Origin of the sequence: Carboxylicivirga mesophila (assembly GCF_018271975.1) — a bacterium.
Lineage (GTDB): Bacteria > Bacteroidota > Bacteroidia > Bacteroidales > Marinilabiliaceae > Carboxylicivirga > Carboxylicivirga mesophila.
Genome location: NZ_JAGUCN010000005.1, coordinates 138,459 through 154,356, shown reverse-complemented (window position 1 = coordinate 154,356; position 15,898 = coordinate 138,459). Strand labels below are relative to the sequence as shown.

Below are 15,898 nucleotides of genomic sequence, written 5' to 3'. Positions count from 1 at the left end.
TGCGCCATAAACGCAAGTGAAGAACCTGAATTATATGATTAAACGACTACTAGCCGTATTAATTTTTGTAAGTGTTGGAGCACAACTCATAAAAGGACAAGGGAGATTTAGCGGACAGGCTGAACTGTTTGTTAATGAGATGGAGGAAGTTTTTAAGGGGGCAACAGATAAAAAAGCTGCAAAAGAGTTTATCGAAGCCTTTGAAATATTCTGGATGGGACAGGAGGATGAGCTAAAAGGCCTAATGATTGAGACTTGTAACCTGATGGCGAAGAAAAAGGCCCGGCCATATCCCGATTATAATACCTATTTGAGTACAATAATGGCTTTTAAAACCAGTGAGCATTCAGCAGAAAGCTTTAAAAACTGGCACCAAGCGGTTAGTGACTTGTTAAATCAGCCCAGGTATGCACTAAGGCATCTCAAATCGTTTTTGGTAATTAGTAAAAACCTGGTTGAAAACAACGCGATATACACCACTCCGGCTTTAACCTGGTATGCACGCTCTGGTGAGTTTAACTACGAGTATACCAATGAAAAGCTTAGTTTGCATGTGGGCACAACTGATTTAGTGTGTGTGTCAAAAAGGGATAGTATCGTTATATTCAATACTTCAGGTATTCTTTATCCTCTTGAAAAGAAATGGTTGGGTCGAAAGGGGCAGGTGACTTGGGAGCGATGCGGTTTTGACGCCAATATGGTTTATGCTACATTTGATGACTATGAGGTGGACATGGATAAGCCTGCTTTTGAGGTTGATAGTGTGGAGTTCTATAACCGTCATTATTTTGACTATCCCTTGCATGGTTCATTGGAACACAAGGTGATGCAAATAACCTCACCCGGAACAACCATCTATCCTAAATTTGTTACTACTGAGCAACGTTTTCGCATTGATAAAATTCATCCGAACATTGATTATGAAGGAGGTTTTGCGCAAAATGGTGCTAAATTTTTAGGAGCTGGTACCCATGAAAATCCTGCCACCATTACTATTTCGCGTAACGATACAACTTTTATTACCGCTAAATCCCTCTACTTTGCTTTGCGAAAAGACCAGGTGTTGAGTAACGATACCGAGGTATCTATTGTAATGGACAGGGGCTTTATTTATCATCCCGGGCTGATATTTAAGTATATGGCCGATTTGGAAGAGATACACCTTATACGTAATGGCGAAGGTTTGGCGCTGAGTCCTTACTTTGATACTTTCCACAATATTAGCATGGATGTTGAGTTGATCAGGTGGAAAATTGGAGCGCAGTTCATGGATTTGCGTATGCTTACTGGTGCAGCTCAAAACCAGGCCTTTTTTGAATCGTTGAGTTATTTCAGGGAAGATTTTTATAACCAGTTGCAGGGAATGGATGCCATCCATCCTTTACAGGGACTTCGAAACTGTAGCAATTATTTTCATGGTCAGGTATTTACAGCCGCAGAATATGCTAAGTTTATGGGTTTCCCAGAGAGTCCGGTAAGGCAACAGCTCATCCAATTGTCGTTTTATGGGTTTATAGGTTATAATGTTAATACCGATGAAATAACAATTCGTCAACGGTTGAATGATTACATAGACTTTAGGTTAGGCAAGAAGGACTATGATGTGATTCGTTTTACCTCGCTTACAGATAGTGAAATAACCAATGCACGTCTTGACCTGCTTAACTTTGACTTAAACCTGAATGGCGTTGAAACCATATCCATTTGCGACCATCAGAACGTTGTGTTCTTTCCTCGTAATCAGTCCATTATATTGAAAGAAAACCGGAACTTTGTGTTTAATGGTACTATCAATGCGGGTATGCTAACACTATCGGGCGATGGATTTAAGTTTCTATACGATGATTTTAGGATAGACATGAGCAACATCGACTCGCTCAAGATGAAGGTTGAATCGGGCGACAGGGATTACTTTGGCCTGCCGGTGTTAAAAGATGTGGGTAATACCATATCCCAATTATCCGGTTATCTGCAGATTGATGAGCCTGATAATAAGTCAGGTATTAAGAGTAACCCACACTATCCGATCATTAATAGCCAGATTGAGTCCTACGTGTATTTCGACAACCCATCAATACAGGGAGGAGCGTATCATAAAGATGAGTTTTTCTTTACGCTCGATCCGTTTGAAATGGATAGTATCAATACGCTGAAACGGACGAACTTTAACTTCAGTGGTGAGTTTGAGTCAAATATCTTTCCCACATTCAGGGAAAACCTGACGATACGACCCGATTATTCTCTTGGTTTCAGGCGTGAAACACCACCAGAAGGTTATCCTGTTTATGGCGGTAAATCTACATTTACCAATACCATTGACTTAAGTAATAAGGGACTCAAAGGTAATGGTGTATTAAATTATCTGACAAGCATCTCGCATTCCGAAGACTTTACGTTTTTACCAGATATGGTGAAAGGGCAGGTTCATGATTTTACTGTGGGCAAACAACTGGAAGATCCACCATTCCCCGATGTCAGTTCTCAATACATATATGTGGAGTATATGCCGCATCAGGACCAGTTTTATGCAACAAGTCAGGAGCAGAACTTCACTATGTATAACGAGGAAGCGCAGCTGCAGGGTAAAATCAAAATTACTCCTTATGGTATGACAGGAGGCGGAACCTTCTACATGCGCAGTGCCAATGTAAAGTCTAAGGATATTGATTTTGGCGACCATGCGATTTTGGCCGACTCTTCAGACTTTAACCTCTCTGGTGCTGAAGTGGAAGGTGTTAGTTTTGCTACTACTAACCTGATTTCAAGCATTGACTTTGAAACGCGACAGGGTACATTCCAGTCTCGTTCAGGTGGTAGTCGTGTTGATTTTACCGAGAACCGCTATGTGTCATTTATCAGCGAATTCTCGTGGGACATGGATAAAAACGATATTTACATGGGGGCACGTGGTTCCAAGGGTAACCGCTTTGTATCGACACATCGTCGACAGGATTCGCTGGCTTTTTATGTGCCTATGGCCATGTACGATGTTGAAACAAAAACCATTTATGCTGAAGAAGTGAAAAACATAGAGGTGGGAGATGCCAACCTGTTACTCAACGATGGTATGGTAACCATTCGTGAGGATGCAGTGCTGGACCCGCTGGATAGTGTGCGTATTATTATTGATAAGGACTCACTGGTGAAGCATACACTTTACGATGCCAAAGTTAATATTACCGGTAGGTATGAATACAAAGGTTACGGAAAATACGACTATTTTAATGGTGATGGTAAAAAACTAACGCTCAATATGCACAACATTGAGTATGGTAAAGAGGAAATGACCATTGCAGAAACGAAAATTGTTCCTCAGGATTTATTTACCTTCGACTCGCATTTTGCTTATCAGGGGGATGCCAGGCTGAATGCCAAAGAACAGTTGTTGACTTTCAGTGGAGGAGCCCAGATGTTGCATCGTTGCTCGCGAGGACCACAAACTTATGTGCGCTTTGAAGGACCAATAGATCCTAAAGAAGTGCGTATACCGATTGGTGAGGAACTGCAGAATTTTAAATATGAGAATATTTACAAGGACTTCTTTATAACGAAGGATAGCACGCATATTTACTCATCATTTGCCGAGGACCGAAAAGACTACAGTGATGTGCCAATGATTAATGCATCGGGATTTCTGGTGTATAACAGCAAGGAGCAATCCTTTGATATAGCTTCGGCCAGTAAGCTGGCCAGCCCTGATACGACTGGTACCTTAATGCGTTTTTCTGAGGCTGACTGCAATATACAAGGCCATGGGGCTATTGAAATGGGCATCGATTTAGACCAGGTAAAAACAAAAGCCAGCGGTACGATTGTTAATAACAGGGATAAGAACGAAATTTTGCTTTCTACGATGTTGGGTATTGACTTCTTCTTCAGTACTGAGGCCCAGGATGTTCTTTACAGCAGTATTCTGTCATCATCGGCCAAGGCATCAAAGTTAAGTAAAGAAACGTTTGTTAATCGTTTGGCCGAATGGTGTGGGCGAAAGCAAGCTGTTAAAGCTGAAAATGACCGCAATGCAACAGGACAGGGGCAAGGCTTACCAGCCGAACTTCATCAATTGCTGTTATTTAGTAATATTGATTTTGAGTGGGATACAAAAAAACGTGCTTTTGTGGCCAATGGGAAAGCTGACTTGGCCTATATAAAGGACTTTGTTGTCAATCGCGAGGTGAAGGTATTGGCAGAGATAACCCGCAAGCGTAGCGGTAATTCACTGGAGATGTATATTGAGTTTGATGCCAATACCTGGGTGTATTTTGTCTATAAGAACAGCATGATGCAGACCTTATCTTCCAATTCAAATTTCAACAGCATTGTACAGGAACTTAAAGCGGAAGATCGTAAGCAGAAGGTGGGATTAGGCGAAAGGGGCTATACCTTTATTATGGCGCCTGAGAGCAAGAAGAAGAAATTTGTTGCAGGATTTAAGTCATCAGCACCTGCCGCTAATGAGGAAGCCGCTGAGGAAAGTAATGGAGAAGAAAATAACGAGCCATAATGCGGCTTTGAGCTATGTGGCAAGTCTTATAGCAAGCTAATGAAAAAGGTGCTTATTTGTAATGGATAGGCACCTTTTTATTGGGCACATTTCATGCATTTACGACTTTCGGGCATTAAAACCAGCCGTCCGGGTTGGATAGGACCTTTACATTGCAGACATATCCCAAAGTCGGCCTCGTGAATACGTTCAAGGGCCATGAAGAGATTTTTGAGTTTAGCTTCCGACTGTCGCAAAGCGGCTTCATTCACACTTTTATTGTTGATAGCATCCATACGGCTTACACGTCCTATGGCATCATCGGGGGCAATGGCCTGGGTAAGTTCTTTTAATGACTTTATTTTTCGCTCAAGCGAAGCTATTTGCTTGCGGATTAACTGTTCTATCTCCAATCTGTTAATGTCCATATTAAGTTCTTTTTTGAGCCACTACAATAATTGAGTCGTCGGGTTTTAACTCCTCATAACTGGCAATATGGATAATATTAAACTGTTCGCCAAACAACTGCTGAAGCTCATCTTGCTCGTAATATTGAAACAAAAGCCCCTGGAATTCATCCTTACCCGAACCCCGCCAGAATGTATGCAAAACCAATCCCTTGCTATTAAGTATTTCTGCCTGTCTTGCAAGCGATTGCTTAAAATCACTGGTTGTAAGGTGATGCATCACTTTATTGGAGTAGATACAGTCAAAGTGCAATTCTGTTTTAATGGTCACCGCATCCAGTACCATCACTTTTATCTCAGGGTACTGACGCTTATAAAGTTCGGCAAATACAAAGGAGTAATCAGAACCAATTACATCGTATTTTTGCCTGATGTTATTAAGGTCTTTGCCAGGGCCCATGCCCAGCTCCAATATTTTTCCTGATGTTGGAATATGCTTTTGAAACTGTTCATAAAACCATCTGCCGTCGTAATCAGACGTCATCTCAAGGTATTGCCTGACGTTATCTTCTTTTTCAAAAAAAGTATCGCTCATAATGACTTATTTGCCTGCAAAATACAAAAATGCCCTGATTCAGTAAGAACCAGGGCTCAGATATTAACTAGATAGACATAAATATCATTGCCTTGAAGAGCAATTCGCTTTATTGAAAGTTGACCAGTTCAATCTCAAATACAAGTATGCTGTTAGCCGGTATAGTTATTTTACCATCTTTATCATACTGGGGTGAGCTACCATAGCATAATTGCGAAGGGCAATAAAAAACAGCCTTGCCACCTTTTTTAAGCTTTGGAATGCCAACACGCCAGGCTTCAATAAGGTTGCTAAGCGGTGTTCTGCTCAAGGTACCAGTCTCAAACTCTTCACCATCCATAAACATACCTTTGTATGAGGCATCAATTATTGAATTGTCAGTAGCATTGCTACCTTCGCCAGGTTCAATAATCTGGTAGTAAAGTCCAGACTCATCGCGTTCGGCTTCAATGTTATTTTCTTCGAGGAATGCTGCCAGTATATCTTCATCAATTTCTGATTGATCCCGGTCTATTTTTACATCAAATATAACCACCGAATTGGCTGGTACACCATTAGCGCCAGAATTGCCATAAGCTAAGCCTGAAGGAATGAACAGTTGTATTTCGCCTTCGCGGTTAATGAGTGGAAAGCCAATTTGGAAGCCAATCAACAATCTTGATAAATACTGGGTGACATTTTCACCTTCGGTATCGGCAAATACTTTACCATTGGTTAAATAGCCTTTGTAGGAGAAAGTCACTTTCTCATCTTTGGATATATCGCCACCAATAGGGGCTCCGCTTCCTTTATCAATAATTTTGTAATATAAACCTGAAGCATGGCGCTGGGCCTCAATGTTGTTTTCAGCCAGGTAATTGACAATAATCTCTTCATCAATGGCTGTGTAATCAACGTAATCATCTTTCAAACAGCTTGCCAGCAATGGCAGCAATAGCATAAATAGTACGACCTTTCTCATTATCATTCTCACTATTATTCAATAAGTATTAATTAAACTTCAAATATTTGAGCTGTATTTGTGTCAATATCTATATCCTTTTCATTCCAATACTATTAGTACCGGACTGAGAAAGAAAATTCAGCATGTATTATTAACTATTAAACCGCTGTCCCCACCGCAGTTTGTTTGTTAGATACGTTTTTTGTGCAATGGTTGCTTTTATCTTCAAAAATTTTTTTCGCTTGCACAAATGATTTGAGAAAGGTGATTGCAAAAATAGTTTATACAATCATAAATCAAAGGGATGGCGGTTATTGTTGCATCCATCAATTATACTATGTCTCATTTAACAAGGCGTATGTTGGATAAAACATTCAATGAATTGTAAAATTTTAGCAATAGGTAATAGGATATTAGCAAAAAAATAGAATTGATGTTATTTTGGGATAATATTGTATCATTATGAAAGCCCAAAAAGAATATCTATCAGCAAATATGCTTCATTCATTCAGAGTCAAGCATACTATTTTACCATACATGGATAGTCCATGGCACTATCATCCCGATTATGAATTGATTTATATAGTTAATGGAACCGGTAAACGTTTTGTTGGTGATAGTGTGGAAAATTTTACTCATGGCGATTTAGTGCTTTTAGGCCCTAACCTGCCACATGTATGGAAAAACGATGATTGCTATCATCAGGCTGGTTCTGCTATCAATGCAGAGGTTATTGTTATCCAGTTTAAACACGATGCATTTGGCGATACTTTTTTCTCACTGCCTGAATTCAAAGAAATTAGTAAGATGCTTGACTTTAGCTCGCGTGGGATGAAAATAACCGGGCGCACCCGCACAAAAGTTATAAAAGAGATGTGGGCCATTATTGATAGTGCAGGTATTAACCGGATTATAGGACTGCTCAATATTCTTAATCATATAACCGACCTTAATGATCTAACGCCCTTATGTTCATCGGCCTTCAAGCGTATGAGATATGAACAGAGTTCAGAAAAGTTGAATAAGGTACTTGAGCATATTGTGAGTAATTTTCAGAAACCCATACAGCTTGATGACGTGGCAAATCTGGCCACCATGAGTAAGACAGCATTCTGCCGTTTTTTTAAACTTAAAACTACCAAAACATTTAACCAGTACTTAACCGACGTGAGAATTGGTTATGCTTGTGAACTGCTCATGGATTCGGATTTGTCGGTTGCACAAATAAGTGCTTTATGCGGATTTAATAACCAGTCCTTTTTTAACAGGCAGTTTAAGTTGTTAAAAGATGCTACTCCAAGTGAATATCAGCAGCGGTATAAGAATATGAATGAACAAATTCAAAAAGTATAAAGATGAATAAACTTCAATTGCTATTAGTTCTTTTGAGTACGCTAGTAATGACAGGTGGCTGCCAAAAGGAAACAATTCAACCCAATATCCTCTGGATTTATGTGGAAGATCTAAGTCCGGAGTTTGGGTGCTATGGTAACACTATTGTAAATACTCCAAATGTTGATGAATTGGCGCTAAACGGAGTTAAGTATACTAATGTGCACATGCCGGCTGCTGTCTGTTCTGCTGTCAGGTCGGGCATTATTACCGGTACAATGCCAACAACATTAGGGTTACATAATCACCACAGTAGTCGTGATTTGGCATCGGCCATTTTTTTGCCTGATAGCATTAAAACGATACCCGAACTGTTTAAGGAAGCAGGTTATTTCACTTACAACTGGGGGAAAGATGATTATAACTTCTGGTACGACAGACGTAACCTGTATGAAGGTGATTTTCGCTCAATCGGCATGTATGGCATGTCGGGCAATAAACTCGATTGGAATGCTCGTAAAGATGGTCAACCATTTTTCGGCCAGATTCAATTGTATGGCAATAAGCATGTTTATAACCGAAAGTTTAAGGAAAAAAGGATAAGAGCGATTGAACCTGATCTGATTAAAGTACCTCCTTACTATCCTGATTCTGCTTTTATTCGTCAGGATTTAGCTAATCATCTTGAATGCATTGAGCTGACAGATAATGAGGTGGGTAAAATTGTGGAAGCACTTCGTCAAGATGGCTTACTCGAAAATACCTATATCTTTTTCATCTCAGATCATGGTATGCGTTTATGGCGACATAAGCAATTCTTATATGATTCAGGTACAAATGTGCCATTCATAATAGCCTATTATGGGAAAGATGGGAAATTGCAAAAAGGAACAGTCAATAATGATTTAATAAGTGGTCTTGATATTGGAACCACAACACTTGGACTGGCCAATATTGACATTCCATCATATACGGAAGGTATCGATTTAATGGCTGCTGATTATAAGCCACGTGATTATGTTATATCAGTCCGCGATCGTTGTGATTTTACCATTGATCGAATTCGTTCGGTGCGCACAAAAGATTTTCGGTACATCCGCAATTTTTATCCGGATCGACCATATATGCAGCCAAATTACCGAGATGAATGGGACATAAGTAAGCGCATGCATCAATTGGCGAGCGAAGGTAAGTTAGGTGAAATTCCAGCTAAATTCTGGGGTAATGAGCGTCCAGCTGAAGAGCTTTATGATGTGGAGAAGGACCCGGATATGATTTATAATCTGGCTTATGAAGAGGAGTACACAGGTGAGCTTAACCGGATGCGTACAACCCTTGATAAGTGGATAGACGCAACTGACGACAAAGGGCAATACCCCGAAAGCGTTGACGGGTTAAGGTTTATGTACAACCGGTGGAAGCAGCAGTGCGTAAATCCTGAATACGATCAGTTTAAGTGATGATTTCCGATTCTCATCATTCATTATAAGCAGGTAGTTTGTCAGCATGCAACCAAGGGCAGTGTTACAATATTATCGGCTTTTAATACGATGTTAGTAAGAATTTTTTAATCCTGAACTGGAAAACTAGTATTGCAGCATTATAACCGAAATGCTTGCTATAAGCATTGCTAAATCGTTAAAAATGAAAGTTTCAGTTTACGTTGTAATTGCTTTATTCAGCCTGTTTATCTTTAATCAATGTCAGAAGCCGTTAAAGGATAAAACACCCGAAATTGTCTCGTTGAATGAAAGTAACTGGGTTTTTGCAGAGAAAGACAGTGCACAATTTTTACCTGCTAAAGTACCCGGCTCTGTTCATATGGATTTATTTGATAATGGTCTGATTCCGGAGCCCTATTATCGCAATGACGAGAAAGAGCTGCAATGGATTGGTGAGCGCGACTGGGTTTATAAAACAAGCTTTGATGTTGATAAGGAATTACTGAACAACCAATCCGTAGTTTTGTGTTTTGATGGCCTGGATACACATGCAGATGTTTATCTGAATGGCCAGCCAATAATTGCTGCTAATAACTACTTCCGTGCGTGGACAGCTGACATTAAGCAGTATGTGAAGCTAACAGATAACCTGCTTGAAGTATACTTCCGTAATTCTGTGGATGCTAATGCCATGCTACGACAAGCTGATACCATTCCGTTGTTTGATGACTATGTGTATTCAAGGAAACCGGCATTCCATTTTGGCTGGGATTGGGGCCCTGTTTATATTACTGCGGGTATCTGGCGACCAGTTTATATAAAGGCTTGGAGTGGTGCTCAGATAACCGATCAGTTTATTGTTCAGAATGATGTAAGTGCTGATTTGGCCAGTTTGCAGGCCGAAGTAGAAATTGAGTCGTTGATTGAAGCGGATGTTGAGCTGATTATTAGCTGTGACGAAGCCAATGTATACATAAGACAGGCAGCATCGCTCAAAGAAGGCTTGAACAGGATTATTTGCGAGTTTGATATCGAACAACCAAAGCTTTGGTGGTCAAATGGCCTTGGCGAACCACATCTTTACTCCATTAAAACCAGCCTGGTAGGAGAGGGTGTATTAATGGATAGCGAATTGAGCAGGATTGGCGTGCGCCAATTAAAGCTGGTTCAAAATCCTGACGAAAAGGGCTCTTCCTTTCACTTTGAGCTAAATGGTGTACCGGTTTTTGCAAAGGGAGCCAACTACATACCTCAGGAGAGCTTTCAAAGCAAAGTGGACTCGGCGGATTACCGCCGGGTAATTCAGCATGCCCTTGATGCCAACATGAACATGTTGCGAGTATGGGGTGGCGGTTTTTATGAGGAAGATTATTTTTACGATTTATGTGATGAAAAGGGTTTGTTAGTGTGGCAGGACTTTATGTTTGCATGCAGCATGTATCCTGGCGAAGCTGATTACCTTGAGAATGTACGCCAGGAAGCAGTAGAGAATGTTAAGCGCTTGCGCAACCACCCGTCTCTTGCACTTTGGTGTGGTAATAATGAGAATTATATTGGCTGGCAGGATTGGCGCTGGTCGCGTCATTTCACAAAAGCAGATTCAGCAACGGTATGGCACGACTACGAAAAGCTATTTCATCAGTTATTGCCTGAGGTGGTCAATGCATATGATCCTTCAAAAGCCTATTGGCCTTCCTCGCCAAAGTATGGTTGGGGCTATCCGGTGAATAGCGATGGCGATGTGCACCTGTGGGCAGTATGGCATGCTCAGGATCCTTTCGAAGTGTTTCTGGAGGAGGAGAATATCGGCCGCTTTATGAGCGAATATGGCTTTCAGTCGCTACCCGAAATGAAAACCATTGATGCTTTTACCTTGCCGGAAGACCGTGCAATTGATACGGAGGTGATGAAAGCGCACCAAAAGCACCGTGTGGGCTATCCGGTTATAGACAAATACATGAAGCGAGATTATAATTGGCCAAAGGATTTTGAATCATATGTTTATATAAGCCAGGTGTTACAGGCTAAGGGTATTAAAATGGCCATTGAAGCACATCGCAGAGCTATGCCATTCTGTATGGGAACATTGTACTGGCAGCTAAATGACTGCTGGCCTGTGGCCTCGTGGTCGTCAGTTGATTATTACAACCGTTGGAAAGCCTTGCATTATAAGGTGAGAGATGCTTATGCAAAGGAACTTGTTTCGGCTGTAATTAAGAATGATACAGTAGAAGTTTACCTGGTTTCTGATTTAACCGATGATAAGGACAGAAGGCTGCAATTAAAACTCTCTGACCTTGAGGGGCAGGTAATATGGGAAGAAAATGTTGATGTGAAACTGTTGGCCAATACAAGTGTGAATGTATTTGAAAAACCAATCAGCGATATTATTAGGAACCATGAACCAGCTGAATTGGTGCTTGATGTTACATTGATGGACGGAAGCCATGTTACTTCTCGTAATCCTTTGTATTTTGTCTCGCCCAAAGACCTGAAGTTATCAGTTCCCGAAATTGTATCCGGCATTAGTATCTTATCACCCGATGAATTACAGATTGAACTTGAATCAGCTAGACTGGTAAAGGATGTCATGCTGGAGTTTGTTGAATTGGATGGACAGTTTAGCGACAACTATTTCGATATGTTACCCGGAGAGAAATATACGGTTCGATTTAAAATACTTAATGGACAGGTTGATAAGGCAAGTACCATACAGCTTAAGCATAAATCATTAGTTGATACTTTTTAATTGAGTAGAATTGGAGTAGCCGGTTTCACCACACCGGCTACTTCTAATTGTTAAATAAGCTAGGATGCAAAGTTTACTCAATTACTTATTGCATATTTGTAATTTGAATTGATTTAGGGCATAATTAACCATAGGACTGAAGATGCGACAAGTAATAACATGCCGGCTTTCAGTATCTGAATTCTTAAAGTATGAGAATGAAACACAGCACGAATGAATCATTGGCATTACTAAATAGTTTTAGTTTATTTGATTGCCTTTCAGGTGATGAAAAACTATATCTGGCTGATAATATTGTTCACAAAGAGTTGGATAACAAAACAGCACTGTATCATGAAGGTTGTGCCTTACAGCATCTCATGCTTATTATCGAAGGCATCGTTAAACAGGTTAAACGTGGTGCAAAAGGTAAGGAACTGGTGATTCGTTTTGCACGCTCTGGTGAGATACTTGGTTTTCGCTCTGTGATGACCAATGAGTTGGCTTGCACAACCAGTGAAGCTGCCGGCCCCGTTAAAGCAGGATTTATCAAAAAAGGCTGCCTGCTGAAACTGGTACGTACCAATACTAATTTCGCTTATAAGTTGTTACAAAAGGCTTGTATGGAACTGGAAGAGACACAGCGCTTTATTTTGAATGTTTCTCAAAAGCAAATTCGGGAACGGGTGGCCGCAACCTTATTACATTTAGCGGATATTTTCCAGTTGGATGAAGATAACACCTTAAAAGCGAATATCTCGCGCAAGGAAATCGCCAGTGCCGTTGGTACGGTGCCAGAGTCTGTAATTCGCATGTTATCTGAATTTAAGGAGGATAAACTGATTGAGCTTAATGGGCGTCAGATCAGGCTACTTAATATTCAGAAATTGAGGCGAATGAGCTACTCCTCGTTTCATTCTGTTTAAAATGGCATTTTCGTGAGGTGTTTTAACGCTTTGGATCCCTTTATTGGGATGTGTTATTCTAAATAATTGTTTTCAATACCAGGCTATTAAAACTCCATTAAATAATTTGTCAGGTTATCTTCGGTGGCCAGCCCAAGTTTTTTTCTAAGCCTGTAACGTTTAACTTCAACACTTCGTGGAGATAGATTTAGCAAGACAGCAATTTCTTTTGTGGCGAGATTCATGCGCAAAAAGGCACATAATCGCATGTCGTTGGGTGTTATCTCAGGATGCTTCTGCTTCAGTTTCACAATGAAATTATCATAGCCTTCGTTAAAATGTAGGTTAAAGGCCTCCAGGTCATTTTTATCAGATAAGTTACTGTTAATAATTTTTATTGCCTTTGCTTTTGTTAGCAGGTTGCTTTTGGTTTTACTCAGTTCCAATTGCTCTATCTCATATTTAAGCTCTGTCAATACTTCGTTTTTACGTTTTAACAGCATTGTGTAGCTGGCCAGCTCTTTCGATTTATCTGCCACCTTCGATTGTAAAAGCTGGTTATTCATCTTAATTATCTGTGCTTCATTCTGTTGTTTGAGCTTTTTCAGATAAATAAGCTTTTGCTGTTTGATTCTGATGTTTGTTATTCTGCGAAAGGCTACAATTAATAATCCTGCAATAATAAAATAGACAATTATAATTAGTGGATGAAGCATTAAAGGGCGGTTTATCCTGAACGAGTAATTGTTAAAGGCAACCATATTGGAATGTTCATCAATGGCTTTTAGAGATATGTTATAGCTGCCCCAATTAAGGTTGTTTAGTTCCAGTATATTACTATTAACTGTTTTCCAATTGCCTTTTTGATCTATTGAGTAATAGAACTTTACTGAATTGCTATAAATACCCGGAGCTGAGAGTTCTATTTTGAGATTATTATGGTTGTGTGGTACTGATACCTTGTGTTGATTATTAATATGGAGTGCCTGAACATCACCTTTCGGACCAAAAGCCTGAGCGCTTCTTATTTTAAGATGCATTAATTGCTTTTCATTTCCCTTACTTGCTGCAATATTACAAATACAAAAACCATCTTCCAGTCCCAGCAGATATTGATTTGATTCCAGCTTCGATATATTCTCAAACAGGTCAACCGCGCTTTGTTTTAAGTTCGAATATTGGATGTTACCAATCGAAATTAAAGAATCGTTATCCTGCCTGAATCCTCTAAAACCGCTATTCTTTGCAAACCAATATTCTTGATTGGGTAATTCATAAATCAGTCGGGCCCTGGCATAGTCTTCAAGCTGTTTCTCGTAACTTCTGTATGGAATTATCTTTTTTGAAATGTCATCGTAGGTAAAGAGCTGGCCATTGTTGGTGAAAACAATGCGCTTGTCTATCTTAAATACATTGATATCATAATTTGAGAAGAAGCCTTGTTGTTTGCCAAATACATCGGTGTTGATAATGGTATCTCCGGTGGTATTAAGCTTATACCTGAACAGGTGTTTGTATAGGTGACTGGCCCACAAATTGCCCTCATAGTCGAACTCAAGAAATTTAAGTGGACTGCTGGTATTCTGCAGCATTTTATGAAAGACCCACAGTCCTTTTGGGTTCTTTTGGTATATAGCAATGCCAATATAGGTACATTGGTATAGCAGACCATTAGATGGGTTGATAGTCATGCCCGCTCCGCCAGAGATTGGGGAAACTTTCTCAAGTTCTGGTTGACCGGTAGAGAAGGTACCATCGTTATGCCCGAAAAGTAACTGATTGCCTGAGTTGTAGATATTCCAGCACTGGCCTTTTGTATTGGTATGGTAATGAATGGGCAGCTTGTTTTTGGTATTGGGGGGCCATGGCGTAGAGAAGATGCCATGGTTGGTGCCCAGGTACAGACGCTTATTGAAAACAGCCGAGCTGTAGACCGAGCCCAGTGTACCTGTTTCATCTTCATAAAGATCAACTGCTTGTTCAAGGTCTATCAGGTCTATTCCTTTATCCAATGCTATCCATAGCTTATGGTTGCTGTCAAACAGCATCTTCAAAACAGTATTATTCTGCAGGCCGTTCGACTTATTATAATGACTGATTAGTTTTCCTTGCTCCGAAAAAATATATACACCATCACTGATTGTACCAACAACAATTTGCCGGCTATGATAGAGAACCTGGTTGATCTGTAAGTCTTTCAATAGCTGGTTTGCTTCGCAATTCCATTTACTGATAGTCTGTCGTACTTTCAAATAAAGACCTTTCTTGTCGGTTGCAATAATTAAGGAGTCACCTATTTCAATGGTTGAAGTGACATTAAAATTGTCAAATTCTGCTAAAGCAAAGTCCTTTTCCAGCAGAAAGTCATTGGTAATCCTGTGAAAACCTTTATTCATAAGGAAGATATATGGTACACCCTTTATCTCATGAAAAGTGAAAATCGAATTGTTGGGATCGATAACCGTAATTTTGTCGTTATTCAATACATAGATGCGGGCAAATGATCTGAAATAGATTTTTCCATCGATTTTAGTAATCGACCAAATGTCTTCATTCTTAAAGTAGTGGGACGATGGCAGAGTTGAACTGACAGAATGGTACAACAGCTCACCTATATTATTGTATTGCCAGTAACCAAACTCTTCGTGACCACCTATATATATTTTACCATCATTATCAGCAAATACTGAGCGTATGGCCATCTGGTCTTTTAGCTTATGCATTCGCCAGTTATAACCATCGTAGTGTAACAGTCCGAATGTATTACCAAAGAACAGTTCGCCCTGAGCATTCTGAGTGATGGCCCAGTTCTGATTAGCCGCCTTGTATTCGTTCTTACTGAAGTTATAAACTATGGCTTTTCGTCTTAGAACAAAATCTTCGCATTTAGAATGCATGCTCCCCAAAAGTATTGCAATGAGTATCAGAAAGCGTAAAACGAACTGTCGGCTATTATATGTTTTCATGTATTGAATGGCTTAAATAATGGTACAAAAAAAGGCATAAATTTGTAAAAAACACTTAAAATGCACCACAACATAACCACAACATTAAACAATAATT

The 15,898-nt window shown here is 39.9% G+C and carries 9 protein-coding genes; 5 read left to right on the top strand and 4 right to left on the bottom strand.

Translation table 11 applies throughout. From position 1 onward, the window contains the following. The first annotated feature begins 34 nt into the window (after window positions 1–34). Window positions 35–4,504, top strand: coding sequence for a hypothetical protein (locus KEM09_RS06305; RefSeq protein ID WP_212226860.1), 4,470 nt, complete (start codon window positions 35–37; stop codon window positions 4,502–4,504). A gap of 77 nt (window positions 4,505–4,581) precedes the next feature. Here KEM09_RS06305 and KEM09_RS06300 read toward each other — a convergent pair whose 3' ends face one another. The 3 genes from KEM09_RS06300 to KEM09_RS06290 form a co-directional block, all read right to left on the bottom strand. After that, window positions 4,582–4,911, bottom strand: a complete 330-nt coding sequence (locus tag KEM09_RS06300; RefSeq protein WP_212226857.1) for a TraR/DksA family transcriptional regulator — start codon at window positions 4,909–4,911, stop codon at window positions 4,582–4,584. Window position 4,912: 1 nt separating this feature from the next. After that, window positions 4,913–5,485 carry a class I SAM-dependent methyltransferase gene (locus tag KEM09_RS06295; RefSeq protein ID WP_212226855.1) on the bottom strand — a complete coding sequence of 191 codons (573 nt, stop codon included), beginning with the start codon at window positions 5,483–5,485 and terminating at the stop codon, window positions 4,913–4,915. Window positions 5,486–5,594: 109 nt separating this feature from the next. Next, window positions 5,595–6,446, bottom strand: a complete 852-nt coding sequence (locus KEM09_RS06290) for an FKBP-type peptidyl-prolyl cis-trans isomerase (RefSeq protein ID WP_212226854.1) — start codon at window positions 6,444–6,446, stop codon at window positions 5,595–5,597. A gap of 444 nt (window positions 6,447–6,890) precedes the next feature. Between KEM09_RS06290 and KEM09_RS06285 the strand changes: the two genes are divergently transcribed. The 4 genes from KEM09_RS06285 to KEM09_RS06270 all read left to right on the top strand — a co-directional run bounded on the left by KEM09_RS06285 (window position 6,891) and on the right by KEM09_RS06270 (window position 12,856). Beyond that, window positions 6,891–7,781, top strand: a complete 891-nt coding sequence (locus KEM09_RS06285) for an AraC family transcriptional regulator (protein ID WP_212226852.1) — start codon at window positions 6,891–6,893, stop codon at window positions 7,779–7,781. A gap of 2 nt (window positions 7,782–7,783) precedes the next feature. Then, window positions 7,784–9,220 (top strand): sulfatase family protein, encoded by a 1,437-nt coding sequence (locus KEM09_RS06280; RefSeq protein WP_212226850.1) that lies wholly within the window; start codon window positions 7,784–7,786, stop codon window positions 9,218–9,220. Window positions 9,221–9,404: 184 nt separating this feature from the next. Beyond that, window positions 9,405–11,951, top strand: a complete 2,547-nt coding sequence (locus tag KEM09_RS06275; protein ID WP_212226848.1) for a beta-mannosidase — start codon at window positions 9,405–9,407, stop codon at window positions 11,949–11,951. A 197-nt stretch (window positions 11,952–12,148) separates the two neighbouring features. Continuing rightward, a complete protein-coding gene (locus KEM09_RS06270) occupies window positions 12,149–12,856 on the top strand; it encodes a Crp/Fnr family transcriptional regulator (RefSeq protein ID WP_212226846.1) in 708 nt (235 codons plus the stop codon). An 86-nt stretch (window positions 12,857–12,942) separates the two neighbouring features. Here KEM09_RS06270 and KEM09_RS06265 read toward each other — a convergent pair whose 3' ends face one another. Further along, window positions 12,943–15,801 (bottom strand): helix-turn-helix and ligand-binding sensor domain-containing protein, encoded by a 2,859-nt coding sequence (locus tag KEM09_RS06265; RefSeq protein WP_212226844.1) that lies wholly within the window; start codon window positions 15,799–15,801, stop codon window positions 12,943–12,945. Window positions 15,802–15,898: the final 97 nt, after the last annotated feature.

Coding starts and splice junctions, on each gene's coding strand:
- KEM09_RS06305 (WP_212226860.1), top strand. CDS start 35: ATGATTAAACGACTACTAGCCGTATTAATTTTTGTAAGTGTTGGAGCA.
- KEM09_RS06300 (WP_212226857.1), bottom strand. CDS start 4,911: ATGGACATTAACAGATTGGAGATAGAACAGTTAATCCGCAAGCAAATA.
- KEM09_RS06295 (WP_212226855.1), bottom strand. CDS start 5,485: ATGAGCGATACTTTTTTTGAAAAAGAAGATAACGTCAGGCAATACCTT.
- KEM09_RS06290 (WP_212226854.1), bottom strand. CDS start 6,446: ATGAGAAAGGTCGTACTATTTATGCTATTGCTGCCATTGCTGGCAAGC.
- KEM09_RS06285 (WP_212226852.1), top strand. CDS start 6,891: ATGAAAGCCCAAAAAGAATATCTATCAGCAAATATGCTTCATTCATTC.
- KEM09_RS06280 (WP_212226850.1), top strand. CDS start 7,784: ATGAATAAACTTCAATTGCTATTAGTTCTTTTGAGTACGCTAGTAATG.
- KEM09_RS06275 (WP_212226848.1), top strand. CDS start 9,405: ATGAAAGTTTCAGTTTACGTTGTAATTGCTTTATTCAGCCTGTTTATC.
- KEM09_RS06270 (WP_212226846.1), top strand. CDS start 12,149: ATGAAACACAGCACGAATGAATCATTGGCATTACTAAATAGTTTTAGT.
- KEM09_RS06265 (WP_212226844.1), bottom strand. CDS start 15,801: ATGAAAACATATAATAGCCGACAGTTCGTTTTACGCTTTCTGATACTC.